Raw genomic sequence first — 26,249 nt, 5'->3', positions numbered from 1 at the left:
GCCGCTGTACGCCCACCACTTCAGGGCGCGTGCCACCCCCTCACCCGGCGTCCCGGTGGTTCAGCGCGAGGGCGGCGCACGGGACCCCGGCGGCGGGGACCAGGCCCCGCTGCGAAAGGGCGGCATCTGCACCATCTCGCGGGCGCTAGTGAGAACGAAGGCCGTCCCGGAGACGAACAGGAGCGCGCGGATGAGCGCCCGGCGCAGGGGTCCGCGGCCCGCCGGGACGGGAAGCGCGGCGGGCGTCACGAGGAGGCCGAGCAGGCGGCGTTCCCGCACCTCCACCGGGAAGCCAGCCGCGCGCAGCCGCTCGGGAGTGCGCCGGTTCGGATGCCAGCCGACCACGTGATCGAAGACATCAGGTCGGCCGCCCGGCCCAGCCGGGGGTGAGGGGGCGGACAAGCGCCAGCAGCCGTCCGCCCGGCCGCAGCTCCGCGAAGAGCCGCGCCGAGTCGGGAACGGCAGGGCCTTGGGGCGCGCTTTGCGGAGCGTCCCACCGCTGAGGTCGGGGCCCATGCGTGAACGTCGCACCCGTGCCCACCCCGAGGTCCAGCACGTCGCGGCACGCCCCCGCGAGGAGGCGCGACCGCAACAGCATTGGGCGGCGACCCGGTCGTATAGCGGCTAAACACGGTCGGCATGGGCCACGGGTGATCCTCCACCAAAGGCCAGGGGAGAGGCTTTCCCCGGCCGCCTTGGTCGCACACTCCTGTTCAGCTTTGATCCAGCGCCGCGTCCGACGCGCCCATAGCCAGAGCCACGCTCCGCCTTTTACAGAAGTTGAACATGGGCCGCGTAGCCTGGAGCTATGACCAACACGAACAGGATGTCCGGTGGGAAGGTCTCCCCGGCACGGCCGGGGGGCCGCCCCTGGCCCGCCGTGCTGGCGGGGGGGTTCGCCCTGCTGCTGGTGGGGGGTGCCTGGTGGGCCCGTTCCGGCGGCGCCCCGGGGGAGCTGGGGCAGACGTTTCCCAACCAGGGCCAGGAGCACATCGCCGCGGGGGCCGAGCACCCGGCCTACAACTCCTTCCCGGCGACGAGCGGCTGGCATGTCGAGCAGCCGCAGCCCTGGGGCACCTTCGTGTACGAGGTTGCGCCCGAGGCCCTCGTGCACAACCTGGAGCACGGCGGTATCGTGATCCAGTACCATCCGTCGCTGCTGAAGGGGGACATTGGGGTACTGGAGGCGATTCAGAAGCGCTATCCGAACAAGACGGTCGTCGCCCCGAACGCACGGTTGAAGGTCCCGCTGGCCCTGACCGCCTGGCGGCGGCTGTACACCCTCGACACGCTGGACGAGGCCAGGATCGTGGACTTCATCGAACGGTACAAGAACCGTGCGCCAGAGCGTCTCCCCGACTGAGTCCCGGCCGCCCGCGCGGCCGCTGGGGCGCTGGCTGCCGCCGGTGCTCGCGGCCCTGCTGGTGGCGGTGCTGGCGGCGGCCCTGCTGCGCCCCAGCGGCGCGCCCCCGTCCCCTCTGATCGGGAAATCGGCCCCGGACTTCACACTGACCACGCTGGACGGCCAGACCTTCCGGCTGCGCGACCACCTCGGCGGCCCGGTGATCGTGAACTTCTGGGCCTCCTGGTGTATTCCCTGCCGGGAGGAGGCGCCCCTGCTGGGCGAATTCGCGCGGGCAGCGCGCAACCTCACCCTGGTCGGGGTGACCTTTCAGGACCAGCCCGACGCTGCTCAGGGCTTCGTGCGGGAGTTCGCGGTGCCGTATCCCAGCGTGGTTGACCGTCAGTCGCGCGCGGCGATCGACTATGGGGTCGCCGGAATTCCCGAGACGTACTTCATTGATGCTGGCGGAGTGGTTCGGGAAAAGCACACCGGGCCTTTCACCCGGGAGGCGCTGTGGGAGAGTGCCCGGCGGATCGGCGTGCGGTTTTGACCTCGCGCCCACCGGGCAGGGCCTTGTGAGGCGTGACCTCCATGGGCGCGGCGGGGGAAAGGGAGACGAGCAACCCTGGAGTTGCCCCCTCCCGTCACGGCTGGCTCACTGCCGGTGTTCGGGATGGGGTCCTCGCTTAGCCACTGCTGATGCACCTGCTCGTGGTTCAGGTGCACATGCTCGTCCACATGATCCACCGCGCTCAGTGGGAGCCAATGGTGCGTCCCCGAGTCATCCTTGGTCAGCTTGAGGTACTCGCCGTCCACCCGGTCCACCTCCTCATGCGGGTGCCCGTCCGCGCAAATCATCGGCATGTGCTCCTGAATCCGTGCTCCCATCGTCGTGGTCTGACCTCCCTGGGCGGCACCCTCCTCCCGGCCAACCCGGCAGGCGCGACCTTCACCCGATGGAGGAGGCTCCACGTTTTATCTCGATACCTGAGCAGACGCTCAGGTATAGTGGGGGCATGAGTGCTCCCCGCTCGAGGCTCGAATACTTCGTGGACGGCATGGACTGTGCCAGTTGTGTTCAGAAGGTCGAGCGCATGATCGCCACGCTCCCCGGCGCCGAGGAGGTCAGGACCAGCTTCAACAAGCAGACGCTCCGCCTGGACCTCGACGAGACGCAGACAGAGCGCGCCACCCTGGAGCGCAACCTCCAGGCCCTCGGGTACACCCCCTCCCTGCTGAATCCGCCCACGGCTCCGATGTCGGAGGCCGCTCCCAAGGACCACGCCCACGGCGAGCACGGGCACGTCCACGAGGCCCCCACGCCCGGTCAGCCTTGGTACGCCACCGGGCAGGGCAAGCTGGTCGTGACCTCCGGCGTGCTGCTGGCGCTGGCCTGGCTGTTCGGCTTCATCGAGCCCCAGTTCGCCACCTGGGGCTTCGTCGCCGCCACCCTGCTCGGGGTCTGGCCGCTGGCGAAGAAGGCGGTCGCCAGCGCCCGCTTCGGGGACTACTTCAGCATCAACACGCTGGTGAGCCTCGCCGCCGTCGGCGCGGTCCTCATCGGGGAGGCCGCCGAGGGCGCCGTCGTCGTGTTCTTCTTCGCGGTCGGGGAGCTGCTCGAAGGCATCGCCGCCGGGCGGGCCCGCGCCGGAATTCAGGCGCTCGCCGCCCTGGTCCCCAAGACCGCCCTGCTGGTGGAAGGCCAGGGGACCCGTGAAGTGCCTGCCGATTCGCTCGCGGTGGGGCAGACCGTGCAGGTGAACCCCGGGGGCCGCGTCCCGGCCGACGGCACGATCCTGAGCGGCACCTCCAACCTGGATGACAGCCCGGTGACGGGAGAAAGCGTGCCCGTGGTCAAGAGCGCCGGGAACACGGTGTACGCGGGCAGCATCAACACCGATGGGGTGCTCACCGTGCGGGTGGACAAGGCGGCCAGCGACAACACCATCGCCCGCATCATCCACCTGGTCGAGGAGGCGGAAGGAAGTAAGGCGCCCACCGCGCGCTTCATCGACCGCTTCAGCCGGTACTACACCCCGGGCGTGGTCGCGGTGTCCGCCCTGGTGGCCCTGGTGCCCCCGCTGCTGTTCGGGGGCGTGTGGCACGAGTGGCTGTACAAGGGCATCGCTCTGCTGCTGATCGGCTGCCCCTGCGCCCTGGTCCTCAGCGTCCCCGCCGCCATCACCAGCGGGATCAGCGCCGGGACCCGCCGGGGCCTGCTGATCAAGGGCGGCGCCGCGCTGGAGAGCATCGGGAGCGTGAAGACGGTGGCGTTCGACAAGACCGGGACGCTGACCGCCGGGAAGCCGCGCGTGACCGACGTGGTGGGGCAGGACCGAAACGAGGTGCTGCGCCTGGCCGCCGCGGTCGAGTCGGGCAGCAGCCACCCGCTGGCGAAGGCCATCACCGACGCTGCCAAGGGGAGCCACCTCACCCTGCCCGCCGCCGAGAACGCCCAGGCCCTCCCCGGCAAGGCGGTCACGGCGACCGTCGAGGGCCGAACGCTGAGCGTCAGCTCGCCCCGCCACGCGGCGACCCTGACGACCCTCCCCGCCGACCTGAGCGCCACCATCGAGGCCTTCGAGAAGCAGGGGCGAACCGCCGTGGTGCTGCTGGACGGGCCGACCCCCCTCGGCGTCATCGCCATCCGCGACGAGCCGCGGCCCGACGCCCGGGAGGCCGTCGCGCAGCTCCGCGGGCTGGGCGTCCAGACCGTCATGCTCACCGGGGACAATGCCCGCACCGGGCAGGCCATCGCTTCCGACCTGGGGATGGACGTTCGGGCCGAGTTGCTGCCCGAGGACAAGCTGCGCCTGATCGCGGACCTGAAGGCGAAGGGGGGCGTGGCGATGGTGGGGGACGGCATCAATGACGCGCCCGCCCTGGCCCAGTCGGACGTGGGCATTGCGATGGGCGGCGGCACCGACGTGGCCCTGGAGACCGCCGACGCGGCCCTGCTGCGTGAGCGGGTGACCGGTGTGGCGGACCTGGTGGGGCTGTCGCGGGCGACCATGCAGAACATCAAGGTGAACATCGCTTTCGCGCTGGGCCTCAAGGCGATCTTCCTGGTCACGACCCTGCTGGGGTATACCAACCTCTGGATGGCGATTCTGGCCGACACGGGCGCGACCGCCATCGTCACCGCCAACGCCCTGCGCCTGCTGCGCTGGAAGGGGAGCGGTCCCGCCGCCCCCCGCACCGTCACCGCCGCCCCAACCCCCAGCCGGGCCTGAGCCATGCCCGAGATCACGCTCTACACCGTCCCGAACTGCGCGGACTGTCATGCTGTCAAGCGGCTGCTGACCCACCATGGCGCTGCCTTCACCGAGAAGAACGTGCGGGGGGACCCGGAAGCCGTGGCGGAAATGCAGGCCAAGGCAAACGTCCGCATCGCCCCCGTCACGTTGATCGGCGAGCAGGCCTTTTACGGCCCCTTCGACGACCAGCGCCCCCGGATTCTGACGGCCTTGCAGGGTTCCCGTGAGTGAGCACGGGCACAGCCATGGGGCGAACGCGAGCGCCCGCCAGCTCACCCTCGCCCTGGCCCTGACCGGCAGCTTCCTGGTCGTGGAGGTCATCTACGGCTTCCTCTCAGGCAGCCTGGCCCTGCTCTCCGACGCCGGGCACATGCTCACCGACGTGATGGCCCTGGTCCTGTCCCTGTTCGCCATCCGCCTCGGGCAGCGGGCGGCCGACCGGAGACGCACCTTCGGCTACCGCCGGGCGGAGATTCTGGCGGCGGCCGTGAACGCCGGGGCGCTCTTCGCCATCGGGCTGTACATCCTGTTCGAGGCTTACCGCCGCCTGCGCGAGCCGGTCGAGGTCCAGACCACCTCCATGCTCGTCGTCGCGGTGCTGGGGCTCCTGGTGAACGTCATCAGCGCCCGCATCCTGGTCGGCGGCAGCCAGGACAGCCTCAACGTGAAGTCCGCCTACCTGGAGGTCATAGGCGACCTGCTGGGCTCGGTGGCCGTGATCGTCGGGGCGCTGCTGATCCGCTTCACCGGCCTCACCTGGATCGACCCGGTGCTGGGGGCCCTCATCGGCCTGTGGGTCCTGCCCCGCACCTGGACCCTGCTCAGGGCCAGCGTGAACGTGCTGCTGGAGGGCGTGCCCGAGGGCCTGGACCTCGATCAGTTGCGATCCGACCTGGCGGCGTTGCCCGGGGTGCGGGAAGTCCACGACCTGCACGTCTGGAGCGTGACCAGCGGCGAGCACAACCTCACGGCGCATCTGGTGGCGCCCGCGCCCGCCGCCGATCTGCTCTCCCGGGTCCACGAGGTCGCCGAGCGGCACGGCATCGAGCACAGCACCGTCCAGATCGAGCCCCCAGGCGCCCACGCCGGGCATGAAGGACACCTGCACCCATGAATCGGCCTCCTGGGAACGTGCGGGAGGTGGTGGGGTGACGGTGTTTCCCTCCTCCCTGCGCTATGGTCGAGACATGAGAACCGCTTCTCAAGACGACGTGTGCGAGGTGGCCTGCGTCCATCCTGAGGCGGTCGCCCGGGTGAGGGCCGTCCAGCCAGACGCGAGCTGTGTTGAGGACGCCACCAGCCTGCTCAAAATGATTGCCGACCCCACCCGCTTCCGCATCCTCAGCGCCCTGAACGCCGAGGAGCTGTGCGTATGCGACCTCGCCGCCGTGGTCGGCATCAGCGAGAGCGCCGTCAGCCACCAGCTCCGACTCCTGCGGGCCCACCGCCTGGTGGCCTTCCGCAAGGAGGGACGCATCGCCTACTACCGGCTGCTCGACCAGCACATCACCTCCCTAATCGGCGGCGCGGTGGACCACGTGCGCGAGTGAAGCCGATCTTCGTCCTGCTGGCCGTGGCGCTGCTGGGGCTGGCGGGTGTGGGCGGGTGGTGGCTGACCCAGGAGCGCCGCTGGCAGGGGGACCTGTTCTGCATCGAGCGGCCCGGGACCCTCTGGAATGGGCTGGCTCCCCTCCCGTCCGGCCTGACGCCCGAATGCCCGACGTACAGCCGGGGCTACCGGGCGGAGGTTCACCGGGGGGAGGCCCGGGTGGAGATGTACCGCCTGCCCGGGTGGCAGCCGAAGGTCCTCCTCGATCCCTTCAAGCGCGCGGGGTATGGGCAACGGACGGACGACGTTCTCCCCGGCAACTACACGGCGTTTCTGGACCGGGGCGGGGAGCTGCTCCAGTACCACGCCGTGCAGGAGGGGGAGACCAAGACCACCCTCATCACCATCAGCGGCCAGCCGTAGAATGCTCCAAAAGCGGCCAGTGAGGTGGGCTCCACCTCACTGGCCGCACGTCTGTCTTCACCGCAAGTGCAACGCGCGGCCCACCCCTTACCGCGACGGGGACGCGGCGAGCCGGCGGTGAAGCTGGCGCTCCTTGAGGCCCTCGGCCAGGAAGTAGCTCCCCATCACCGCCACCACCGCCACCACCTGGAGCACCACACCCTCCCAGGTCGCGTACAGCCCCGACCACAGCCCCGCCCACGCCGGGAAGCTCGCCGGCAGGGCGTGGACGGGCAGCCACCCCACCAGTTGCAGGGTGTGGACCGTATTCCCCACCATCACGAACAGCACCGCGCAGATCATCCCACCCGTCCAAACCAGCAGCTTCTTCATGGGCAGCTTGGCCTGGAGGGCGAAGACCAGGACACCCACGCCCAGCACGGCGGCCAGTCCCAGCCCGGTCCCCGTGAGCACGACCCCCGTGCCGCTTTGCAGCACCAGCGATTGGAGGAACAGCACCGTCTCGAAGCCCTCGCGGTAGATGGAGGTGAAGCCCAGGACGACCAGGCCCAGCACCTGCGCGAGGTGCCCCCCCACCCGCCCGCCCATCAGGTGGTGTTTCTGCTGCTGGAAGGCGGCCATACGGTCGGTCCAGTACACGTTGTGGAAAAACCAGTTCATGATCACCAGCAGCACGCCGATGGCGATCACGCTCACCACCGCCGAGAGCTTCTCCCCGAAGCGCGCGAAGAGCCCCAGGGTGCCCTGCATCAGCAGCCAGGTCAGCACCGAGGCGACCAAGGCGAGGGCCGCCCCCGCCCACATCGGGCGGCGCAGGTGCCGCACCTGCTTGCGGCGCAGGGAGCCCATCAGGGCGGCCAGGATCAGCACGGCCTCCAGCCCCTCGCGGAAGACGATCACGCCCGCGTTGGTCGCCACGGCGGCCGGGGCCGCGTCCGTGCCCAGCAGCTTGGCCGTGTCGTCCAGGGCCACGTCGAGTTGTGCCCGGGTCTGCCCGAAGGCCGCCGCGTCCCCGCGCTCCCGGATCAGGCGGGCGAGCCCCTTGGGCTGTTCGCCGTTCCAGAAGAGGTCTTCGAGGCGCAGCTTGAGGTCGGGGGCGAACACCGCGATCCGGGCCTCCGGGCCGCCCTCCAGGGTGGCGTAGGCGTCGAGGCGCCCGCTCTCGGCGAGGTCGTAATCGCCGCTGGCGGCCGCGCGCACCGCCGCGTCGAGTTGCGAGCGAATCACGTCGAGGTCACCGCTGGCGTCGTGCCGCTGCCAGGCCGCCGGGAAGAGGGTACTGAGCTGGGCGGAGAGGGCCTTCACCCCCTGCTGCACCCGCGCGGCCGAGGGGACGTTCTCCTGGCGCGCGGCCCGGTCGAGGTCCGCCGCGAGGGTCTCGAAGGCCTGACGGGCCCGGTCGGCGCCGGACTGGTCCCCCAGGAGCGGGGCCAGGTCCCCGAAGGCCCCGGCCGCGCCGCTCAGGAAGGTGCGGGCCTCGGTGATCTCCAGGTCGCGCTTCACGACGACGTGTCCCTCGGCGCCGCTCACCCCGCGGGCGTACTCCACCAGCACCAGGTTCAGGTAGCGCAGGGCCTGGGAGGCGCGGCGGGCACGCTCCCGCTCGCTCAGGGGCGCGGCCCGGAAGCCATTGATCAGGGTGGTGACCCGGGGCAGGCTGCCGGGCAGGGCCACGAACGCCTCGCGGGCGGTCTTGAGCGCCGCCTCGCCCCGTTGCTCCCGGTAGGTGGGGGCCAGAACCTCGAAGTACCCGCGGGCCAGGGCGGCCTGCTCTGCCGCCCGGATGCGGTAGCCCTGGGTTTGGGCCTGGCCCAGGTGGGTCAGCGCGTCCGCGAGCCGGGCCTGGTAGCCGTCGAGCAGGTCGGCCCGCACGCCGAGCAGGGCGGCCTGGGGCTGAATCTCCCCGCGCGCCAGGGCCTCGACCGCCTCGGTCACGTCGGCGTTCAGCCGCGTGAAGCGGTTGGCGGGCCGGTACTCGCGCAGGGGCAGCCACCGGCGGGCGGCGACCACGTCGTTCGCCCGCACGGCGCCTTCCAGGGCGCGGTACGCCCCGGAGAGCAGGCCCGTCCAGGCCAGACTCCGGGCGGCAGCGAAGTTGGCCTCGTCGTCCCGCCCCGCCGCCTTCACCGCCCGCTCCAGATCGCCCGCCACCTGCCGGGCGATGGCCGGGTCCACCTCGCGCAGCGCTGGCGCGAGGTCGCGTTGGAAGGTGGTCTGCGCCTGTCGGGTGAGCGTGGCCGCGTGCTGGGGATCGAGGATCAGCTCGACCTGCGCGTCGGAGAGCGCCGTGCGCACCGTCTGCGCCGCGGTGGCGAGGTCAGCGGCGCCCGCCGTGCTGGCCAGGGTGAGGAGCAGGGGGAGAAGCCGCCTCATTGCCCCGACACCTTGACCCCCAGGAGGGTGGCGGCCTGCGTGAGGGGACCGGCAATGGCGGTCGCGCGGTCCTGCGCCTCCTGTTGCAGCATCAGGGCCTGCTCGGGCGTGAAGCGCCGCCGCTGCTCTCGGGCAATCAGGCGTTCAACGTAGGTCCGCAGGTCCTTCAGGCCGCTCCGCACCTGGGCGTCGAGCGTGGCGTTCCTGCCCCGCACCTGGGGACTCACCCCGGCGTAGATCACCTGCCAGGACCCGATGTTGTCCCGCAGGTCGTTCAGGCGGGAGATGGCCGCGAACTCCTGGGTCTGGCTGGCGCCGCCCGTCACGAAACGCGAGCCGCGCCAGGCCTCCAGAAAGTCCTGGGTGGTGGGCACGTTGGCCGTGAGGGTGCTGAAGACGTACGCCGTGCTGGGCTGCCAGGTCCGCGCCGTCTGCCGCAGTTGCCCGACCACCGCGTGCAGGGCGTCCACGCCGCCCTTGAGCACGTTCGCGTCCGGCAGGGCGTTGCCCAGCCCGTCCCTGGCGCTGAGCTTCACCTTCAGGGCCGTGTACCGGGGATTCAGGCCCCACAGCGCGGACTCGGTGAGGTTGAACAGTGCGCCCGGCCGTTTCAGAACCGTGCCGTTGGGGAGCTTCACGTCGTGGTCCACGCCGCCCTCGGTGCCGGGGTTGGCGGCGTCGATGATCAGGTCGAGGCGGTCGAAGGGGTCCTGCCCGGCGAAGAAGCCCTCGATCTGCTCGTAGCGGGGGCTGGCGTCGCGCCAAGCGGCCCGGGTCTGCTCGACGGCGGCTTTCACTCCACCAGGATTGGTCTTCCAGAGCCGGGCGTAGTCGAAGTTCGCCCCCTTGGCGAGTTGGTAGTAGGCGTCACTGGCCTGCACGAGTCGGGCGGTGGAGGTGTTCAGGGCGTCCAGGCGACCCAGCAGGTAGGTCTTGGTGCCGCTCAGGTCGGCCGCCAGGGCGGGCGGAGCGAGCAGCAGGGTCAGCAGGATCGGGGCGGTTCGCACAGTTCTCCTTTTAATCCGAGCAGATCAGTCGGATTAAGCGTAGGGCGCGACCAGAGAGCTGTCAAGAATCGTCGTGTAGGACGGCCTTTATTGAGAGTCGTTCTCGGTAAGGTCAGGACTTCGGCCAGAACGGCGTCATGTCAGCGCTGATCACACCATGCTGGCCCTTCCGTCTCTTGGAGGGGACGAGGAACACGTCTGTTGAGGCCATCGGTCTCCTCCAAGCATCTGCCCCTGCGGCCAGCCCGGGTCACGTTTGCCGCGGCCCCGCTGCGCCGGATCTCGGGGGCGAACGGGTGGGACTCTCTGAGTTGCGGGGGCAGGAAGTCATCGTGCCGTTCCGCGGCTGAGGTGCGCCTTCTGCCGCGCCGGTCCGGCACGAACACCTTTACCATGACCCAATGGGGAGGTCACACGAGCGAGTTCCGCGGGCTGAAGGCGGACCGGATCCCGTGTGAGTCAGACGGTGGCCTCCCACTCCCCGCGACGGGCTTCCGGCGGTGACGGGGTAACGCCAGCAGTGGCGCGAGAACCAACGCTAAGCTTTCAGCCCCTCGGCCGCGCCACATCCTCTGGGGCTACCGTCGTCCCCGGCGCTCGCAAGAGCCTGGCGACGCTGCCAGTCCTGACTTTCTCAACCACTAGAATGCCTGAATGACGACGGTGGCCGTGCCCGGCGTGCTCGACCAGCTCAAGGCCCTCTCCCACGAGATCCGCTTTGAGTTGGTCCGGCACCTGGCAGGCGGCGAACGCTGCGTGTGCGACCTGGAAGCCTTGCTGGGGCTTCCCCAGTCCAAGGTCTCCTACCACCTCGGCATCCTCCGCGAAGCCGAACTGGTTTCTTCCGAGCAGCGCGGCAAGAACACCTATTACACCCTGCGCCAGGATCAATTTTTTCAGTTGGGTGGGAACCTGCTGGGCGAGATATTCACGGGTCCACTCGCCTTGACGCATCAAACGAAATCGATATGCTGAGGGTGTGACCCGCGTTCTGATCCTGTGCACCCACAATTCCGCCCGCTCGCAGATGGCCGAGGCCCTGACTCGGGCGGCGGCAGAGCGTGTGGGATTGGGCCTCGACGTGCATTCCGCTGGGACGGAAGCCACCCGGGTCAAGGACGACGCGAAGACCGTCATGGGGGAGATCGGCCTGAGCCTCGACGGCCACACCAGCAAGACGCTCTGGGACGTGCCGGACTGGCAGAACTTCGACTATGTGATCACCGTCTGCGACTCGGCCGCTGAAGCCTGCCCCGCGTACCCAGGCCGGACCCACCGCCTGCACTACCCCTTCACCGACCCGAGCGGCGGCAGCCTCGACCGCTGGCGGGAAGTGCGGGACCAACTCCAGAAGCAATTCGATGGGTTCGTGCAGGCGCTCCGGGACGGGCGGCCCGTCCCCGAGAGTTACGAGGACAGCCCGCCCGTCTCGGCGGCCTGACGTGGCCGTTCCCCTGTCCCGCGCGCTGGTGGCCGAGGGGCTGGGCACCTTTGCCCTGGTGTTCTTCGGCCCCGGTGCGGCGGTGGTCCAGGCGCAGACGGGCGCCCTCGGCCACCTCGGCGTGGCCGCCGTATTCGGCCTCACCGTCACCGCCGTCATCGCGGCCCTGGCGCCCATCAGCGGGGCCCACATCAATCCGGCGGCCACGTTCGCCCTGACCCTGGCCGGGAAGTTCCCGCGTGCTCGGGTCCTGCCCTACGTCGCGGCGCAGCTCCTGGGCGCGGTCCTGGCCGCCTTCGTGCTGCTGGCGCTCTTCGGCCTGAAGGGCGGTCTGGGCGTCACGGTTCCTGCGGGGAGCGTGGCCCAAGCGTTCGTCCTCGAACTGGTGCTGACCTTCTTCCTGCTGCTCGTCGCGCTCAGAAGCGGTCTGCCGTGGGTGGTGGGAGGCGTCGTTGCCCTGGGAGCCGCGATGGGCGGCCCCATCACCGGGGCGAGCATGAACCCGGCCCGCTCCTTTGGCCCGGCGCTGGCGAGCGGCCTCTGGACCGCCCACTGGTTGTACTGGGCCGCCCCCCTGCTCGGCGCCGTCCTGGCGGTGGCCGCCAACCACGTCCTGAGTCCCACAGAACCCGTCGAACCCCGTCCTCACCTTGCCCAGGAGTTCCAGCCCGAAGGAGAGCCGACATGACCCAGGGAGAGAGCAACACGTTCACGCCAACCGACACCCGGCCGCCCAGCGTGCTGTTCATCTGCACCGGCAACACCGCCCGCTCGCAGATGGCTCAGGTGCTGCTGGAGCACCACGCCGGGGACCGTTTCAGCGTCCAATCGGCTGGGCTGGAACCGGGTGAAATCAACCCACTGACCCTGAAGGTGCTCGAAGAACGGGGCCTTTCCACCGGCCACCTTCAGGCCAAGGGCGTCAAGCCGCTCCTCGGGGAGCACTTCACCTACGTGGTGACGGTGTGTGACCGGGCGGAAGCCAACTGCCCGATCTTCCCGCACGCCTCCTACCGCCTGTCCTGGGCCTTCGACGACCCCGCTGCCGCTCAGGGCAATGAGGAGGAGCGCCTGGCCGTCTTCCGCCGGGTGCGTGATGAAATTGACGACCGGATTCAAAGCTGGTTGCGGAGCCAGGCATGAGGACCGCCGTCTTCGGGGACGTTCACGGTAACTGCTCTGCCCTGGTCGCCCGTCCGATCAGGGCAACCGTTAACCCATCCGATTGTTGTCATTGACAAGCAACAAGGGCCGCAGTACAGTCAAGGCATGACCGTTGCCAATGACAACAGATTGGAGGAGGCGACCCAGACGGGAGCACTCCTTCGGACGGTGACGCGGCAGTTCACCGAGTTGCAGCAACGGAACTTCGCCTGCTGCGACGTGCAATCCGCGACCCAGTGCGCGATTCTCACCACCTTGGAACGCGAGGGCGATCAGACGCTGCGGGCCTTGACCGGCACTTTGAACCTGGACAAGGCGTGGCTCAGCCGCAGCACCGACGATCTGGTGGAACAGGGGCTCCTCGTGAAGACGCCGCACCCGGGCGACCGCCGCGCCCTGCTGCTGCGCCTCACGGGCGCGGGACACCAGGCCGCGCAGGACCTCGACGCCCAGCTCAACGACCAATCCGCCCGGGTGCTGGCCCGCCTGCCCCAAGAGGACCGGGCGGCGACGTTGCGGCTCCTCAGGGGCCTGAGCGCCGCGCTTGGGGCCGAACTCGACGGGGAGGGGGGCTGCGGATGCTGACCCGAGGCGCACGTCCCGCCGATCTTCCTGCCGCCGGGGCGTTGCTCGCCGCTCTCAACCTGCCCACGGCGGGCGTCGGCGAGCACCTGGGCGGCTACCTCCTCGCCGAGGACGGGGACGGGCACGTGCTGGGCCTCGCCGGGTTGGAGACGCACGACAGAGTGGGCCTGCTGCGCTCGGTGGCCGTCACGCCGTCGGCACGGGGGCAGGGCGTGGCCGCCCGGCTGATCGGTGAAGTGCTCGACCAGGCCCGCGCCCGGGGCCTCCAGCATCTCTACCTGCTCACCACCACCGCCGAGGGCTACTTCCCGCGCTTCTTCCCGCGCTTCGGCTTCGTCCGGGTGCCACGTTCGGTCGCTCCCGCCCCCCTGCTCGCCTCGCGCGAGTTTCAGGACGCCTGCCCAGGGTCCGCCACCCTGATGCACCTCGCCCTGCACGCCGCTTCCCAGGAGGAACCCATGACGCAGACCATCCCCGGCCTCACGGACCAGACCTCCACCTCCGCGCTGCTCGACGCGCTGCGTGCAGGGCCTCCACTCCCCCTGGAGTTCTGGCTCCACAGCGAGCGGCTGGTCGGCCCCGGCTACCACGTCACGGAAGTGAAGGCCGTCACGATTGAAGCGATGGACTGCGGCGGGAGGGCTTCCTCCTGGCGCGAGACGGTGATCCAGCTCAAGGACGGCAACGCGCGGGAGGCGGGAGAGGGGTTCATGACCACCCGTAAGTTCCTGAGCATCTACGACCGGGTGGCAAAGAGCGTCCCGGTGCGCGGGGAGGCGGAGGTGCGGTTTGAGTACGGCAACAGCGTCACGCCCGCCATGCAGTACCACGTCACGCACGTCGAACCCCAGGGGGAGCGCGTGATCGTTCACCTGCGGACGCCAGGTGTGCAGTGCAAGGCTTCTGACGCCTGCGGGCAGCCCGTCGCTGCGGCGGAGCCGGTGGAGGCCGCGGCGTGCTGTGCCCCTACAAGTGGGAGTGGCTGCTGTGGCCCGGCCACGACCGACCTGATCTCCCTGGGCTGATGCCCGAGTCCACTCGCAGCCAGCGTTCCCTGGTGTGGACGCTGGCCGTCCTCACGACCGTGAGCTACGGCGCCCTGTACTACGCCCAGCCCCTCCTTGCGGTCGCCGCCGAACACGAACGCGGGTGGTCCCGCACTCAGACCGGCCTCGCCTTCACCCTCGCCCTGCTGGTCACGGCGCTCGTCGCCCCAAGGGTCGGTCGCGCCCTCGACGCTCGCGGGGGCCGGGTGCTGGTGGGGGGCGGGGCGGCGCTGGGCGGAGTGGCGTTCATGCTGCTGGCCTGCACCTCCAGCTACCCGGCCTTTGTGCTGGGCTGGCTGCTCGCGGGCGTGGCGATGGCCCTGACGTTCTACGAGGCCGCCTTCACCGTCCTGGGGCAACAGGTGAGTGGCGCTGCCCGGACCCGGGCCACCCTGACGATTACGCTCGTCGCGGGGCTGGCGAGCACGATCTTCGTGCCGCTCACCGCCGCCCTGCTGTCGGTGGGGGCACTACGTGCGGCGCTGCTCGCCCTCGCGGTGCTGCTGGTCGCCTTGGGCCTGCTGGCCTGGCGGGTCCTTCCCTCAGTGGGAGGGGCCAGACCGGGTACACCTCGTCCGGCCTTTGCCCCGGACCCCGCCTTCGCACGGCTGACGTTGGCCTTCACGCTCGCGCGCATCGTCACCGTCGGGGTGGGTTTGCAGCTCGCGCCGCTCCTGCTCGCTGCCGGATACGCTCCCGGGCTCGCGGCGGCCCTCACCGGCCTGCTGGGCCTGGCCGCCCTGCCGGGCCGGGTGCTGTTCGTCCCGCTGCTCTCGCGGCTGGGCGCCCTGCCTCTGACCCTGGTGCTCTTCGTCGGCCTGGCGATTGGGGCGCTGCTGCTGCATTTCCTGGCGTCTCTGACGCTCATGGTCGTGGGCATCGTGGTGTTCGGGCTGACGAGTGGGGCCCTGACCTTTGGGGCGGCGAACGGGCAGATGGCGCGGTCGGTGAACCTGGCGCAGGCGTTCACGCCGCTGGGGGTAGGGGTGCTGTTCACCTGGACAGGCAGCGCCCACGTCTCCCTGCTGCTGCTGGCAGGGTCTGCCCTGGCCGCTGCCGGAGTCCTGCTCACCGCCCGTCGCCTGACCGCAGGCGGAGGCTGGACCCAGGCTTAGCCTTGGTGTTCGCCCCACTGCTGGCGCGACCCCTTGACGGGAACGTCCGAGGGGTGCGCCGTGGACACCCTGACAAGGGGTGGGCGGCGGGGGTGCCGCTCTGCTTCGACGGGCTCCGGTGGGTGGACGATCAGCGGCGCGGCCTCGCGGAGGCGCGCGTCTCTGGCACGGTCCGGATGGGATCGCCTGACCAGCCGGAAGGCGACAAGAATGCGGGCTCAACCGTTCGGTCGGCTCCCTGTGGAGCGGTGCTGCAGGTCCAGCAGACCGAGTTTTAGGAGAGCCGCAGGATCCCGGTGGGGCCAGCCTATAGGCGGTGGGGCGCCGAGCGGCGCGGCGAGTCCCAGCCGCCCCTGCGGCTTGGTCCCGGAGAAACGCGGCGCCGCATGGGCAGCGCAGCCACCGGCCACGCTCAAGCTGCGGACAAGGTGTTCAGGACCGGATGACCTTGAGCGTCGCGTCGTACTTCGCCTCCACCAGCTCCAGGAACAGCAGCAGCGCACCCGGGCCGCCACGCACCCTGAACCAACTTCCCACGCTCATGGGACTGTCCGTCGTCCGGCTGACTTCGGTCCAGCCCTGCTCGGCCAGTTGCGGCGAGAAGTGGTCGAAGAGGGCTGCCGCCGTCCTCTCCGCGCCGAGCACGGCGGCATGGTGCCACCGTCCGCCGCTCCCACCCCCGCCCAGGGGTTCCACCGTCGTTCCACTGGGGACGCGCAGGCGAACCGGGGGTCCCCACCTTTCCTGGCAACAGGCCAACCGAACGGCGCGTTGTTCCGGGAGCGTGGGAGAGGCGTCGAGGGTCACCCACGTCACCCCGTCCACCTCCCGGGCGGTGACCCGCAGGGAGAGGTGCTGTTCCCTCGAGGAGCAGTGGAGGTGTTCGGGGAGGAGTGCTGGGAGAAACCCGCCTGCCGGGAACCCCGGCAAGCGGTCTTCCTCCCAGCCGGTGAGCCGCAGTAGGTCACGCCACTGCCCGAGGCACGAGAGCAGGGGCAGTTCAGCGTCGAGGAGCACCCGGGTGTGCCTCCCTGGCAAGCCCCCGGACCGGGGAATCCGGGACCACTGGGTGCTGCCCAGGACCCGTGAACCGGCTGGGAGGGGGAGGTGGAAGCCGGGCGGAAGCCGCCCGACATAGCGGGTCTCTGTGGCACCGTGGCGGAAGGGACCCAGAAGCAGGCGGCGGCGCAATTCACGTTCCAGGGCTTCCATGAAGACCTCCGGGATGAGCGGAATGGGGAGGGAAGTCAGGGGAATACGGGGGGGGTCCCGCCCCAAGCAAGTGGACCTGGGAGACGGCCCCTCCGGCGATGCGGACGGCCCCACCCCCAACCCCTGCCGACCGGGCCGGCTGACTGCCGCATCAAACTCCCCGAACTCCTCCGGCTGGATCACGGAGTCCGCGGCGCCACGGGCCTCGCTGGCCCACCGGTCCTGGGGCAGCTTCAAGGGCGTGACCACCACCGGCACACCCCGGAGCGCCTTACCCCCGTGCATGGTGTACAGCTGTTCATGTCTGTTGACCCGGGGCATGTGGAGGTCGAGCAGCACCAAGCTAAATTGCCCCTCCGGTCGCCCGGCGTGGCCGCTGCGGCGGCCCAGGAAATTCAGGTCCTCCTGGCCGCCTGCGGCGACGCTGACCTCGCGCCGCTGAGTTTCAGGGCGACCCGGGCTCGTTGTCCCCGACATCATCAAGTGCTCGGTCATGCAGGTCCTTCCGGCCAGGGCAGCACGGGAAAAGCCTCACCTGTTCGTGACAGTGGACATGAGGGTGGGAGAACCACCTGTCCAGGCAGAGTGTCCTCAACCCCGCCGAACCTCAATGACGGGTGGGCCACTTCCATGTCAGCGCCTCCAGGTTCACGGCTGTCCAGTCCAGACTTTCTCAGCGGACAGGGGGGACGGGCGTTCATACGCTCCCGCCCGCTCCCCGCACCTGGCTGCGGCTCAGGACACCTGAATCTGCATGGTGAGCCCCCCGCCCCCCTGCACCTCGACGTTGTCGTTCGTCGTGTGGTGCGGAATGTGGCAGTGGATCAGCCAGGTGCCCTTCTCCCGGGCCTTCCAGATCACGTCGTAGCGCTGCCCGGGGCCGACGTTCACCGTGTCTGCGAGGTAGCGCGCGCTTTCCTTCAAGGTCTCCCCGTCGCGCGCCACGACCTCGAAGGGGCCGCCGTGCACATGCATGGGGTGCACGAAGTTGTTGTTGCTGCCGACGAAACGCAGCCTCACCGTCTGGCCGACCTTCATGCGGAGGGTGTCGGTTTCCGGGTACGCCTTGCCGTTGATGGTGAAGAAGTTGGGCAGCGCGCCCTCCATGATCATCGCCGGGAAGGTGTAGCCCTCGCGCTTGAGCCACTCCTGCAACTGCACCGTGGAGTCGAGGTCCGCCTTCGGCTCGCCCGCCGCGTTGTTCGGCTTCACGAGCAGCGCCCCGTACAGCCCCAGGCCCTGCTGGCGGTCGGGGTTCTTGTGCGAGTGGTAGAAGTACGTCCCCGCCTGCCGCACGGTGAACTCGTACGTGAAGGTCTCGCCGGGCGCGATGGGCCCCTGGGTCACGTCCGCCGGGCCGTCCATGCTGTTTGGCACGATCAGGCCGTGCCAGTGGATCGTCGTGCTCTCCGGCAGGCTGTTCTTGACGTTGATCCGCACCCGGTCGCCCTGGGTGAGTTCCAGGCGCGGCCCGGGCACCTGGCGGTTCACGGCGTAGGCCGCCACCTGCACGTCCTTCAGGATGTTCCAGCGGATCAGCGAGGTCTCGAAGTTGAACACCTTCACCCCGCCCACCACCTGCGGCGTGAGGGTCCGGTCTCCCCGGGCGTTCGCGGGGGCCGTGAACCGGACCCGGGTGAGGTCCACTGCGGCCATGTCCCGCATCGCCTCCATGTTCATCGTCTTCGTCATGATCATGCCGGGCGGCATCACCAGGTCACCCATCCGGGTGGGCGTCTGGAGGGGCGTGGCGGGCAGCTCGCCCACGGGGGTGGGCGTCTGGGCGGCCGGGCCCGTGTTCGCGTTGCCCCCGCCCATGTTCATCCCGGGCATGCTCGGCATTCCGGAGGTGTTCCCGCTCATGTCCATCCCGGGCATGTTCTGGCCCGGCATGTTCATCTCGCGGGCGCTCATGCTCAGGTCGCCGAAGGCGGCCGCCAGACCGACGCCCGCCGCCAGGGCGAGTACGCTCAGGATGGTCACGGCCGCGATCTGGGGACGCGACACCTTGGGCGTCATGTCCATACCGCCGTGGTCCGGGGACGGCGTGGACTTCCGAGGATCTGGCTGGTCGTTCATGTCACATGCCTTTCATGGAATGGTGGGCGGTGGAGGCGCCTGGCGCGGGCACCTCACCGGTGGTGCGCTCGATCAGGCGCTCCTCGGCGGCGAGGTCGTGTCCGCCCCGACCCAGGGCCCGCACCGTGCCCATGCCGTGCTTGAGACCGCTCGCCACCAGCCAGACGTTGACCGGGTAGGCCACGGCGAAGCCCACCAGGGTCGCCAGGGACATCACCCCCCAGAAGCGCAGCGAGGTGGGTTCCATCGCCGTCATGTCGCGGCTCATCAGGATCACCATCACCGGCACCATGCCCGCCATCACCGCGTTCATCGAGACCCACTCCGGCAGGAACGAGCGCCGCACCGCCCGCAGGTACGAGCCGCCCAGCATGTCCCGCATAAAGAGCGCCTGGAAGATCAGCAGCCCGAACAGGAAGCCGAACACGTACTCGCTGATCACGTCCAGCCACATCGGCAAGCCCAGGGTCGTCGTGATCGCGGCGGCCAGGATGATGCCGGTCGCGTCCCCCGCCAGGCAGTGGATGCTCGAGCCCACACTCTGCTTCCACAGGGGCTGGACGAAGGTCTCGTGGGTGCCAGGAGCCGGTTCCTGGCAGGACAGGATGTAGAGCGCCGCGCCCACCGGGCCGGTGTAGAGGGTGACGAGCAACCAGCCCCACTTCATGACCCTCATCTCCGGGTTGCGGGTGAAGGCGTCCCAGGCGACGTAGGCCGCCGACAGCGCGGTCAGCCCGAACCACACCGCGAGGATGACGTCGATGGTCGCCCAACCGGTCGCGGCGGGAGTCATGCCCGCCCCCGGAACTTGGACGTGGAGAAGACGCGGGCCCGTGGAACGGACCGGCCCTTCACCCCCTCCATCCGGTGCCTGGAGGTGTCGCCCGCGATCATCCAGGGGTTCCTGCCGCCAGGCTGCCTGCGGAGAGGGGCGCCCCCGAAGCGGGCGAGCGCCCGCGCGGGGCGGCAGGACGTCCCGCGCGCGGCATGGCTGCCCGGCGGCAGGATGGGATCGCCGGGGGTCCGGTGTCCGGGCACGAAGTGTCGGGGGCCTGGCGTCTCGCCCTCATCCCGGATGGGGGAGCGGGTCAGGGCGAACTCCTGGCGGGCGGGCCGGGCCTGGAGCATCCGGGCCGCCCGCCGCCACTGGGCACCAGCGGGGACGCGGCGTGTCGCGGCGCCGGGATGGGTCACGGCCGCACTCTGGGTGGGCGCGGGCGCGGGGATGGGTCGTCGGCAGTTCATCTCCACCTCCTGGCGCAAGGCTAGGCGCGAGGTGTTAAGTTCGTGTAACCCGGCCGGGGTGGCCTGGAAGTTCGCTCCCACACGCCCGGCGTTCCCCAGGGTCAACCCTTCGACCCGCGCGGCTCCTGGTCATCGAGCAGGGGAGTCCACCAGCCGGGGCAGGCCATTCTCCACGCTTCACCAGCCGGGGTGTCCACCCCGGCTGACCGGGTGGGCCAGGGCGCTGGTCCATGAGGTTCGGAGCCACACGCCGACTTGAACGGACCGGCCCCGACGATCGGGGGGAGACCGGTCACGGTCCTGGGTCGTCGGGACCGTTCCCGCCCGGCTCTGGGGAGGAAGAGGACGCCTCCAACAGCTCGAAGGTCACGTCCTGGCTCCCGTCAGGAAGGCGGTCGAGGGCGAGCATCACGATGGGACGGGTGACCCCCTCCACGGTGACGCTGGGCTCGGAGATGCCCTCGAAGTCGGCCAGCCGCAGGCCCACCGACATGCCGACCGGCAGGCGCGGGTCGTCGCTGCGAGTGACCTGCCCCACGATCTGGGCGGGGGGAACGCGAACCGTCACGGAGCAGGTTTCTAATTTTCGGATATTCGGAAGCACGGATGTTAGGATAGCAGCATGCACCGCCACGCCATTCCCAGCCCGGCCCACCCGGAGGACCTGAGCCGGGTCACCGCAGTGTTCAAGGCCCTGTCCGAACCCCTGCGGGTCCAACTGCTGCTGCTGCTCAGGGACGGCGAGCGCAATGTCGGCCAGCTCGTCGAGGCCCTGGGCGTCCCCCAAAGCACCGTCAGCCGCCACCTCGCCCTCTTGCGGAGCGCCGAGCTGGTCAGGACCCGCCGCGAGACGACCAGCGTGTACTACCACCTCGCCGACGGGCACGTCGCCCGCCTCCTGCAGGAGGCCTTCTCCCACGCCCAGCACGAACGCCTCGGCCTCCCCGACCACCCCGGCACCGAGACGGTGATGGGAAGCGTCCAGTGAACGCCCTGGCCCCATTCTCCGCGCTGCGCAACGCCCGCTTTGCCCGGCTCTACGCCGCCCAGACGATCAGCCAGATCGGCGACGCCTTCACCTGGGTCGCGCTCGCCCTGCTGGCCTACCAGCTCGCCGAGAAGGACGCCGCCGTCGTGCTGGGCACAGCCCTCACCCTGCGCGTGACCGCCTTCGTGCTGTTCTCCCCGCTCGCCGGGGTGCTCGCCGACCGCCTGGAACGCCGGACCATCCTGGTGGGCTGCCACTTCGCCCGCGCGGTCGTGATCGGCCTGATGCCCTTCGTGGGGGAAGTGTGGCAGGTCTACGTCCTGATGTTCCTGCTCAACAGCCTGACGGCCTTCTTCACCCCCACCAACCAGGCCACCGTGCCGCTGGTGGTTGGGCGCGAGGACGCGGGCCCCGCCTTCGCGCTCTCCAGCGCGACGACCGAGTTGCTGGGCATCGTCGGCCCCGGGCTGGCCGGGGTCCTGGCCGCCTTCGTGGGGGGGCGCAGTCTGTTCTTCTTCGACGCGGCGTCCTTTGTGCTGGCGGGCCTGCTGGTGCTCACCCTGCCCAGCCTGCGGGCGGGGCGGGGGGAGGTGGAGCGCAGCACCCTCGCGGACGTGCGGGACGGCACGGCCCGGCTGTGGCGGGACGCGCCGGTCCGCTTCGCGCTCCTGATGGAACTGGTGGCGGCGGTCGCGGGCGCGCTGATCCTGGTCGTGACGGTGGTGCGGGTGCAGGGAGGGCTGAATCTCGGCGAGGCGCAGTACGGCTGGGTGATGGCGCTCTACGGCCTGGGGGCGACGGTCGCCTCGCTGGCGGTGGGGGCGGCGGGGCGGCGGGTGCCGAGGACGACCTTCATCCTGGCGGGGGCGCTGCTGACCTCGCTGGCGATCCTGCCGGGGGACGTGGTGGGCCTGGCGCCGCTGATGATCCTGTGGCTGGTGGCGGGGGTGGGGCAGAACTGGGTGAACCTGCCGACCGAGACGCTGCTGGCCGAACGCACCGAGGAGGCGGCGCAGGGGCGGGTGTACGGGGCGCACTTCGCGTGGAGTCACCTGTGGTGGGCCTTTTCGTACCCGGTGGCGAGCCTCCTGAGCGCGCGACTGCCCGACCACGCCTTCCTGTACGGCGGGCTGCTGGCCCTGGTGATCCTGGCCGCCGTGTCCCTCCTCTCCCGCGGCACGCCGAGTCCTGCGGCCAAGCCGAGTTCCTCGACCGATTGAAAGGAGACGCCCGGCCCGGCGCCCGTCCGGAGGCACGCTCCCGGGCGGGCGTCATGGGCCAACTTCAGCCGCCCTTGAGACCGCTGGCCGGTGGCCTTCACGCAGGCCTGCTGCACTGGAACGATGACCCAACCCGACCGCACCGGCCAGTCCGAACAGACGGCCCAGGAAGACCGCGCCGCCCGCATTCAACGCCTGGTGAACGAGGGCCGGGAAGCGGAGCTGGACGAGCAGGACGACCGGTTCGCCATCGAGAACGGCCTGATCGAGGGCTGAGCCCCGCAGCAGGTGCGCCCCGGCCCGGCGGAGAACACCGCGCGAAGGGGCGGCCTGAACAGGGAAGGCCCTCTCCCCGCTTCCTTCGGCGCTCCGGGCGTGACGGGGACCTGAAGCGGTGGGGCAGAGCCCGCACCGACCTTGTGAGCCCTGCTTCAATGGGCAGAACCCGGTGGGAAACTGGCCGCTCGCCTGAGGCCGCTCCCGACCCAACCAGCGGAGGAGGCGGGTTGACCCCGACGGCCCGCCCTGGTGCAACCGGGGAAACCACCGGTCCCGCTCCACGTCGACCTGATAGTCGGGTCCCCAGCGGTCACACCGTAGTCTCCACGGGGATACTCAGGGCCGTGGCGATGGGCGTGTAGATGTCGACGTCCGCCTCCACGGCCCGCAGGCTCACGATCAGGGCGTACCGCGCGTCGCGGTCCACGTACGGCGGGGTGCCGCCCCGTTTCTCGCGCCACCACCCGCTGACAGGGTAGACCAGCACCGCCTCACAAGCTTGCAGGGTCGTGATGTCCCCGCGCCAGCGGTCCGAGTGAATCGAACCGGAGGTCCGGAGTCTGGGGCCGAACGCCCAATGATCGTTGCCCGCGTCCCGGATGCTGCTCCCCTCGTTGGGCAGGCTCTCACGCTGAATGCGGGCCTTGAAGTCCGCCTCGGTCTCCAGCGGGCCTTTCACTGCAAACCTCAGGCCGTGCGAGGCGTAGCGGAACCGCTGGGCGTAGCCGCGTTCACTCGGATTGGGTTCCACGAAGTACGACAGCGTGACGCGCATCTCAAGGTCCAGGCCCTCCAGCGCCGCCGTGTCGATGGCCGACCAGGGGAAGCGGTGCAGGTGCATCTCGTTCATCCGGGTTCGGCTGCCCACCGCCTCAAACGGGCGCAGGGCGTCCTGGACGACCAGCGTGAGGTCGTTCCGCGCGCTGCGGCGGGCCCGCTCCAGCTGGGGGACGCCGTACCCGTACCGACGCAGGAGGTTCCGGACATCCAGGCGGCGGGACCCGGCCAGGCGCGCCTGCATGGCGGGCGTCCACTCGGCGGAGTGCACCATCAGCGCCCGGATCGTCTCCGGCCAGTAGTGCGGGAACTCCGCCGCGAGTTGGGCCGCCATGCGCGCCCCCAGCGCCGACGCCGCACTCGTGTCCCCGAAGTCCCGCAGGTGCCCCGTCGTGAGGTCGAAATCCGCCGTGAGCAACCGGACGTCCGGGTGCTTGGCATCGAAGGTGCCCCCGTTCACGATCAGGTTGCCGCCTTCCATCACGATCTCCGGCTTGATGGGCCACTGTTCCTGCCAGAGCACGGACGTGCTGCTGGTCGGGGACAGGTCCCCCCCGGGCGCCACCGGCCACCATCCCGTGTACCGAGGGTCGAGCAGATTGGTCTTGTCGGTGTACGCCCCCACGGTCAGGACGTTCCACGCCTGGGCGGGGCTGTGCACCTGCGCGGTGTCGGCCGACCCCAGGTAGTCGCTCAACAGGTCGGGAACCGCGGGCGTGTTGTTCCCGGCCGCCACCACCGCGAGGCGCTGGGGCTCGTCACCGCCCCCGGACGTGAGCTGGTCGAGGGCGGCGGACCAGGCCGTGGGCCGACCCCGGTTCACGTCGAAGGTCGCCGTCACCGCCAGGCAGATGACGCGCTGCCGCTCGGGGTTGGTCCCCTCCATCTGCCGCACCGCGTCCTGGGTGATGCGCCCGTAGAGGTGGTGGGGGTTGTGCCCGGCCGGGGGCAGGATCTTCACGGACTCCAGCCGGTGACTGAGCCTCGCCGCCGCGCTCGACAGCAGAAAGGCGAGGACGTCCCCGTGCAGGATCAGCCCCGACATGGCGGTGCCGTGCCCGTCCCACCCGGAGTCGTCCGGTCCCCAGTGGGGGTGCCAGGTCTGCCAGTCGTTCGGGTGCAGGTGCGTGGCGATCAGGGGGTGGGGCCGCGTGACGCCGCTGTCGAGCAGCAGGACGGCCGTCTGCACCGACGCGTCGGGGGGCAGAAGACGCGTGGCGGCCTCGTCCACCCACTGGGCCTGCTCGGCATTGTTCATGCGCACGAACACGTCCGGCGTGTCACGCGACAGGCGCAACTCCGCCATCACGACCGTGTGGAGGAAGATCCGGCTGAGCGCGTCGAAGGAGCCGTGCACGAGCAGCACCTCCCGGTCCGGGAAGCTCAGGCTCTCCTCGGCCACGGTGAGTTCCACCCGCCGCGCGACCTGACGGAACTCCTCGGCCGCGCCCTGCCGGACCCAGACCTCCCACCACACGGCCGCCCCCGGCCCGGGCAGCGACGCGGCGTCCCCGACGAAGATGGAGCGCAGGGCGGCGTGCCGGATCCCCTCGATGTTCGTCACCAGGGACGCGCGTTTGGGCTGGCCGCCGGGAGTGTCCTGGCTGGCGTACTCGTGGATTCGGCGGTCATAGGTCCCGGCCGCCGTTTCCGGCACGACGACCGTCGCAATCACGCGGTTCGTCGCCGGGTCCCGCCGGACCGAGGCCACCTCGATGCCCTGTTGCCGACCCTCCAGCCGTTGCAGGAGAGCTTTGTCCGCGTCACGCCCCGTCAGTTCGAAGTCGAGGTACTGCCCCTGCGGCCCCTCGGGGAACGCGGGGTCCCGGGGCAGGCCCGAGAGTGCCTGCCTGGCCAGCGCGAGCTGACCCGCCAGGGCCGCTGCGTGCGCGGCACGGTCGTCGCGCGGCGTGATGTGCGCCCTGACGTTGCCCTGCACCTCGTACCGTGTGGCTTGCCCGGGACCCTCCAGGTAGAGGTGGTTCAGATCGCGTCGCGGTTCAGTCATGCGGGATGACCCGCATCTTAGCGGCTCGGCACGTCAGCGGCGAGCAAGTTTGCGTTCCTCAATCGCCGCGAGCAGTTCCGTGCCCCCGATCTGCTCGCGCCCACCCAGAATGGCCGTCTTCGCGGCCTCCTCCGCCGCCCGGGCCACCTCGGCGTGGCTCAGCCCCTCGGCGGCGGCAGCCAGCTTCGACCAGGAGAATTTGGGGGGCGCGAACCGGGCCAGCTTGTTCTTCAGGATGCGGGTGATGACCGCCGGGGTGGGCAGCTGGTACTCGATCACGTCGTCGAAGCGGCGGAAGAGGGCCGGGTCGAGGAGTTCCGGGTGGTTGGTGGCCGCGACGATCAGACTCGTGGAGGTGTCCTGCTCGAGAAACTGGAGGAACGAGTTCAGGACGCGCCGAATCTCCCCCACGTCGTTGCCCGCACTGCGTTTTGCGCCGATGGCGTCGAACTCGTCGAAGAAGTAGACGCCCCTCATCGTGCCCATCGCCTCGAAGACCGTCCGCAGTTTCGCCGCCGTCTCCCCCATGAACTTCGTGATGACCCCCTCGAGCAGCAGGGTCATGAGCGGCAACCCCAGTTCGCCGGCCAGGGCGTGCGCGGTCAGCGTCTTGCCACTGCCGGGCGGGCCGATCATCAAAATCTTGCGCCGCGGGGTCAGCCCGAAGGCCCGCAGCCGTTCCTGCTGCACGTACTCGTGAATCACCCGCTCCAGGCGTCCGGCCGTCTCATCGGGCAGGACCAGGTCCTTGAGCCGCTGGCGCGGGTGCGACACCGACAGCAGGGAGGCCAGTTCCCCCTTGGGCGGCAGCGGCTGAAACACCAGCGGGGAGGGGGAAGCTGGCGGCGGGAGGCCCTCCCGCGAGCGGGCGAGGTCGATCAGCTTCCGGAGTTCCTGCGCCACGTGGCCGTGTCCCTGCCTGGCCTCGCGTGCCGCGACCTGCAAGGCCACCGACAGGAACTGCTGGTCGTCCCGGTCGACGTGGCTTTTCACAAGCGCGAGAACGTGGTTCGAGGTACTCATGGGGCCTCCGGGGCAAAAGGGGTCAGCGGACCTGCATCCCTGCTGCTCAGGGTACGTGAGACCGCGTCTGAAGATGTCCCGGTTATATCAGTGGAAGAGGGCGGGAGGACCCC

Annotated in this window: 27 protein-coding genes and 1 pseudogene; 17 read left to right on the top strand and 11 right to left on the bottom strand. The window is 70.2% G+C overall.

What is annotated here, in order from left to right; genetic code table 11:
- Positions 1 to 60: 60 nt before the first annotated feature.
- Positions 61 to 345: a hypothetical protein gene (locus DAERI_RS04820; RefSeq protein ID WP_103128279.1), complete on the bottom strand. Its 285-nt coding sequence runs from the start codon at positions 343 to 345 to the stop codon at positions 61 to 63.
- Between the two features lie 463 nt (positions 346 to 808).
- Here DAERI_RS04820 and DAERI_RS04815 point away from each other — a divergent pair, with 463 nt between their 5' ends.
- Together DAERI_RS04815 and DAERI_RS04810 are read left to right on the top strand one after the other, a co-directional pair.
- Positions 809 to 1,363, top strand: coding sequence for a thioredoxin-like domain-containing protein (locus DAERI_RS04815; protein WP_103128278.1), 555 nt, complete (start codon positions 809 to 811; stop codon positions 1,361 to 1,363).
- A complete protein-coding gene (locus DAERI_RS04810) occupies positions 1,338 to 1,895 on the top strand; it encodes a TlpA family protein disulfide reductase (protein ID WP_235610258.1) in 558 nt (185 codons plus the stop codon). The genes DAERI_RS04815 and DAERI_RS04810 overlap by 26 nt, the downstream gene beginning before the upstream one ends.
- A 218-nt stretch (positions 1,896 to 2,113) precedes the next feature.
- Here DAERI_RS04810 and DAERI_RS22725 read toward each other — a convergent pair.
- Positions 2,114 to 2,203 (bottom strand): annotated as a pseudogene (locus DAERI_RS22725) (DUF2171 domain-containing protein); the annotation flags it as partial.
- Positions 2,204 to 2,361: 158 nt separating this feature from the next.
- On the opposite strand from DAERI_RS22725, the gene DAERI_RS04800 reads away from it, so the two are divergent.
- The 5 genes from DAERI_RS04800 to DAERI_RS04780 all read left to right on the top strand — a co-directional run bounded on the left by DAERI_RS04800 (position 2,362) and on the right by DAERI_RS04780 (position 6,574).
- Positions 2,362 to 4,578 (top strand): heavy metal translocating P-type ATPase, encoded by a 2,217-nt coding sequence (locus DAERI_RS04800; protein WP_103128277.1) that lies wholly within the window; start codon positions 2,362 to 2,364, stop codon positions 4,576 to 4,578.
- 3 nt (positions 4,579 to 4,581) lie between these two features.
- Positions 4,582 to 4,833, top strand: coding sequence for a glutaredoxin family protein (locus DAERI_RS04795; RefSeq protein WP_103128276.1), 252 nt, complete (start codon positions 4,582 to 4,584; stop codon positions 4,831 to 4,833).
- On the top strand, positions 4,826 to 5,716 hold the full coding sequence (locus DAERI_RS04790; RefSeq protein WP_103128275.1) for a cation diffusion facilitator family transporter: 891 nt from the start codon (positions 4,826 to 4,828) through the stop codon (positions 5,714 to 5,716). Before DAERI_RS04795 ends, DAERI_RS04790 begins: the two co-directional genes overlap by 8 nt.
- A 73-nt stretch (positions 5,717 to 5,789) precedes the next feature.
- Positions 5,790 to 6,152, top strand: coding sequence for an ArsR/SmtB family transcription factor (locus DAERI_RS04785; protein ID WP_103128313.1), 363 nt, complete (start codon positions 5,790 to 5,792; stop codon positions 6,150 to 6,152).
- Positions 6,149 to 6,574 carry a hypothetical protein gene (locus tag DAERI_RS04780; protein ID WP_103128274.1) on the top strand — a complete coding sequence of 142 codons (426 nt, stop codon included), beginning with the start codon at positions 6,149 to 6,151 and terminating at the stop codon, positions 6,572 to 6,574. Before DAERI_RS04785 ends, DAERI_RS04780 begins: the two co-directional genes overlap by 4 nt.
- Before the next feature lie 87 nt (positions 6,575 to 6,661).
- Here DAERI_RS04780 and DAERI_RS04775 read toward each other — a convergent pair whose 3' ends face one another.
- Entirely contained in the window at positions 6,662 to 8,947 is a 2,286-nt protein-coding gene (locus DAERI_RS04775; protein WP_103128273.1) for a 4-helix bundle domain-containing protein, read from the bottom strand.
- Positions 8,944 to 9,954, bottom strand: a complete 1,011-nt coding sequence (locus DAERI_RS04770) for an imelysin family protein (protein ID WP_164973352.1) — start codon at positions 9,952 to 9,954, stop codon at positions 8,944 to 8,946. The genes DAERI_RS04775 and DAERI_RS04770 overlap by 4 nt, the downstream gene beginning before the upstream one ends.
- Before the next feature lie 654 nt (positions 9,955 to 10,608).
- On the opposite strand from DAERI_RS04770, the gene DAERI_RS04765 reads away from it, so the two are divergent.
- The 7 genes from DAERI_RS04765 to DAERI_RS04735 all read left to right on the top strand — a co-directional run bounded on the left by DAERI_RS04765 (position 10,609) and on the right by DAERI_RS04735 (position 15,305).
- Entirely contained in the window at positions 10,609 to 10,929 is a 321-nt protein-coding gene (locus DAERI_RS04765; protein WP_103128271.1) for an ArsR/SmtB family transcription factor, read from the top strand.
- A 4-nt stretch (positions 10,930 to 10,933) separates the two neighbouring features.
- Entirely contained in the window at positions 10,934 to 11,395 is a 462-nt protein-coding gene (locus DAERI_RS04760) for an arsenate reductase ArsC (RefSeq protein ID WP_103128270.1), read from the top strand.
- A 1-nt stretch (position 11,396) separates the two neighbouring features.
- Positions 11,397 to 12,083: an MIP/aquaporin family protein gene (locus tag DAERI_RS04755; protein ID WP_235610257.1), complete on the top strand. Its 687-nt coding sequence runs from the start codon at positions 11,397 to 11,399 to the stop codon at positions 12,081 to 12,083.
- Positions 12,080 to 12,538, top strand: coding sequence for an arsenate reductase ArsC (locus tag DAERI_RS04750; protein WP_103128268.1), 459 nt, complete (start codon positions 12,080 to 12,082; stop codon positions 12,536 to 12,538). Before DAERI_RS04755 ends, DAERI_RS04750 begins: the two co-directional genes overlap by 4 nt.
- Positions 12,539 to 12,664: 126 nt before the next feature.
- Positions 12,665 to 13,144 (top strand): MarR family winged helix-turn-helix transcriptional regulator, encoded by a 480-nt coding sequence (locus DAERI_RS04745; RefSeq protein ID WP_103128267.1) that lies wholly within the window; start codon positions 12,665 to 12,667, stop codon positions 13,142 to 13,144.
- Complete coding sequence (arsN2, locus tag DAERI_RS04740; RefSeq protein WP_103128266.1) at positions 13,138 to 14,169, top strand: arsenic resistance N-acetyltransferase ArsN2; 1,032 nt, start codon at positions 13,138 to 13,140, stop codon at positions 14,167 to 14,169. The genes DAERI_RS04745 and arsN2 overlap by 7 nt, the downstream gene beginning before the upstream one ends.
- On the top strand, positions 14,169 to 15,305 hold the full coding sequence (locus DAERI_RS04735; RefSeq protein WP_103128265.1) for an MFS transporter: 1,137 nt from the start codon (positions 14,169 to 14,171) through the stop codon (positions 15,303 to 15,305). The genes arsN2 and DAERI_RS04735 overlap by 1 nt, the downstream gene beginning before the upstream one ends.
- Before the next feature lie 432 nt (positions 15,306 to 15,737).
- On the opposite strand, the gene DAERI_RS21925 is transcribed toward DAERI_RS04735, so the two are convergent.
- The 5 genes from DAERI_RS21925 to DAERI_RS04710 all read right to left on the bottom strand — a co-directional run bounded on the left by DAERI_RS21925 (position 15,738) and on the right by DAERI_RS04710 (position 20,409).
- On the bottom strand, positions 15,738 to 16,322 hold the full coding sequence (locus DAERI_RS21925; protein ID WP_129117593.1) for a hypothetical protein: 585 nt from the start codon (positions 16,320 to 16,322) through the stop codon (positions 15,738 to 15,740).
- Positions 16,323 to 17,252: 930 nt separating this feature from the next.
- Complete coding sequence (locus tag DAERI_RS04725) at positions 17,253 to 18,536, bottom strand: multicopper oxidase domain-containing protein (RefSeq protein ID WP_235610256.1); 1,284 nt, start codon at positions 18,534 to 18,536, stop codon at positions 17,253 to 17,255.
- A 61-nt stretch (positions 18,537 to 18,597) separates the two neighbouring features.
- Positions 18,598 to 19,389, bottom strand: a complete 792-nt coding sequence (locus tag DAERI_RS04720) for a DUF4396 domain-containing protein (protein ID WP_103128262.1) — start codon at positions 19,387 to 19,389, stop codon at positions 18,598 to 18,600.
- Positions 19,386 to 19,841 carry a hypothetical protein gene (locus DAERI_RS04715; RefSeq protein ID WP_129117592.1) on the bottom strand — a complete coding sequence of 152 codons (456 nt, stop codon included), beginning with the start codon at positions 19,839 to 19,841 and terminating at the stop codon, positions 19,386 to 19,388. The genes DAERI_RS04720 and DAERI_RS04715 overlap by 4 nt, the downstream gene beginning before the upstream one ends.
- A 292-nt stretch (positions 19,842 to 20,133) precedes the next feature.
- Complete coding sequence (locus DAERI_RS04710; protein WP_103128260.1) at positions 20,134 to 20,409, bottom strand: hypothetical protein; 276 nt, start codon at positions 20,407 to 20,409, stop codon at positions 20,134 to 20,136.
- 54 nt (positions 20,410 to 20,463) lie between these two features.
- Between DAERI_RS04710 and DAERI_RS04705 the strand changes: the two genes are divergently transcribed.
- From DAERI_RS04705 to DAERI_RS22305, 3 genes are all read left to right on the top strand, one after another.
- On the top strand, positions 20,464 to 20,829 hold the full coding sequence (locus DAERI_RS04705) for an ArsR/SmtB family transcription factor (protein ID WP_102124842.1): 366 nt from the start codon (positions 20,464 to 20,466) through the stop codon (positions 20,827 to 20,829).
- The gene (locus DAERI_RS04700) at positions 20,826 to 22,049 is read left to right on the top strand and encodes an MFS transporter (protein ID WP_102124841.1); all 1,224 of its coding nucleotides are present in this window, start codon (positions 20,826 to 20,828) and stop codon (positions 22,047 to 22,049) included. The genes DAERI_RS04705 and DAERI_RS04700 overlap by 4 nt, the downstream gene beginning before the upstream one ends.
- Positions 22,050 to 22,172: 123 nt before the next feature.
- Positions 22,173 to 22,325, top strand: a complete 153-nt coding sequence (locus DAERI_RS22305; RefSeq protein ID WP_164973351.1) for a hypothetical protein — start codon at positions 22,173 to 22,175, stop codon at positions 22,323 to 22,325.
- Positions 22,326 to 22,638: 313 nt separating this feature from the next.
- Here DAERI_RS22305 and DAERI_RS04695 read toward each other — a convergent pair whose 3' ends face one another.
- Complete coding sequence (locus DAERI_RS04695; protein WP_103128259.1) at positions 22,639 to 25,113, bottom strand: S8 family peptidase; 2,475 nt, start codon at positions 25,111 to 25,113, stop codon at positions 22,639 to 22,641.
- 33 nt (positions 25,114 to 25,146) lie between these two features.
- Positions 25,147 to 26,136: an AAA family ATPase gene (locus tag DAERI_RS04690; RefSeq protein WP_103128258.1), complete on the bottom strand. Its 990-nt coding sequence runs from the start codon at positions 26,134 to 26,136 to the stop codon at positions 25,147 to 25,149.
- Between the last annotated feature and the right edge of the window lie 113 nt (positions 26,137 to 26,249).

Origin of the sequence: Deinococcus aerius, from assembly GCF_002897375.1 — a bacterium.
Taxonomy (GTDB): Bacteria; Deinococcota; Deinococci; order Deinococcales; family Deinococcaceae; genus Deinococcus; species Deinococcus aerius.
Note: the sequence above shows the minus strand (reverse complement) of the source record. Positions and strands in the feature narration are given on the sequence as shown.

What these genes read in the sequence shown, in the direction of transcription:
- DAERI_RS04815 (WP_103128278.1), top strand. Translation starts at nt 809, where the DNA reads ATGACCAACACGAACAGGATGTCCGGTGGGAAGGTCTCCCCGGCACGG.
- DAERI_RS04800 (WP_103128277.1), top strand. Translation starts at nt 2,362, where the DNA reads ATGAGTGCTCCCCGCTCGAGGCTCGAATACTTCGTGGACGGCATGGAC.
- DAERI_RS04795 (WP_103128276.1), top strand. Translation starts at nt 4,582, where the DNA reads ATGCCCGAGATCACGCTCTACACCGTCCCGAACTGCGCGGACTGTCAT.
- DAERI_RS04785 (WP_103128313.1), top strand. Translation starts at nt 5,790, where the DNA reads ATGAGAACCGCTTCTCAAGACGACGTGTGCGAGGTGGCCTGCGTCCAT.
- DAERI_RS04775 (WP_103128273.1), bottom strand. Translation starts at nt 8,947, where the DNA reads ATGAGGCGGCTTCTCCCCCTGCTCCTCACCCTGGCCAGCACGGCGGGC.
- DAERI_RS04765 (WP_103128271.1), top strand. Translation starts at nt 10,609, where the DNA reads ATGACGACGGTGGCCGTGCCCGGCGTGCTCGACCAGCTCAAGGCCCTC.
- DAERI_RS04750 (WP_103128268.1), top strand. Translation starts at nt 12,080, where the DNA reads ATGACCCAGGGAGAGAGCAACACGTTCACGCCAACCGACACCCGGCCG.
- DAERI_RS04745 (WP_103128267.1), top strand. Translation starts at nt 12,665, where the DNA reads ATGACCGTTGCCAATGACAACAGATTGGAGGAGGCGACCCAGACGGGA.
- arsN2 (WP_103128266.1), top strand. Translation starts at nt 13,138, where the DNA reads ATGCTGACCCGAGGCGCACGTCCCGCCGATCTTCCTGCCGCCGGGGCG.
- DAERI_RS04735 (WP_103128265.1), top strand. Translation starts at nt 14,169, where the DNA reads ATGCCCGAGTCCACTCGCAGCCAGCGTTCCCTGGTGTGGACGCTGGCC.
- DAERI_RS04725 (WP_235610256.1), bottom strand. Translation starts at nt 18,536, where the DNA reads ATGACGCCCAAGGTGTCGCGTCCCCAGATCGCGGCCGTGACCATCCTG.
- DAERI_RS04720 (WP_103128262.1), bottom strand. Translation starts at nt 19,389, where the DNA reads ATGACTCCCGCCGCGACCGGTTGGGCGACCATCGACGTCATCCTCGCG.
- DAERI_RS04715 (WP_129117592.1), bottom strand. Translation starts at nt 19,841, where the DNA reads ATGAACTGCCGACGACCCATCCCCGCGCCCGCGCCCACCCAGAGTGCG.
- DAERI_RS04705 (WP_102124842.1), top strand. Translation starts at nt 20,464, where the DNA reads ATGCACCGCCACGCCATTCCCAGCCCGGCCCACCCGGAGGACCTGAGC.
- DAERI_RS22305 (WP_164973351.1), top strand. Translation starts at nt 22,173, where the DNA reads ATGACCCAACCCGACCGCACCGGCCAGTCCGAACAGACGGCCCAGGAA.
- DAERI_RS04695 (WP_103128259.1), bottom strand. Translation starts at nt 25,113, where the DNA reads ATGACTGAACCGCGACGCGATCTGAACCACCTCTACCTGGAGGGTCCC.
- DAERI_RS04690 (WP_103128258.1), bottom strand. Translation starts at nt 26,136, where the DNA reads ATGAGTACCTCGAACCACGTTCTCGCGCTTGTGAAAAGCCACGTCGAC.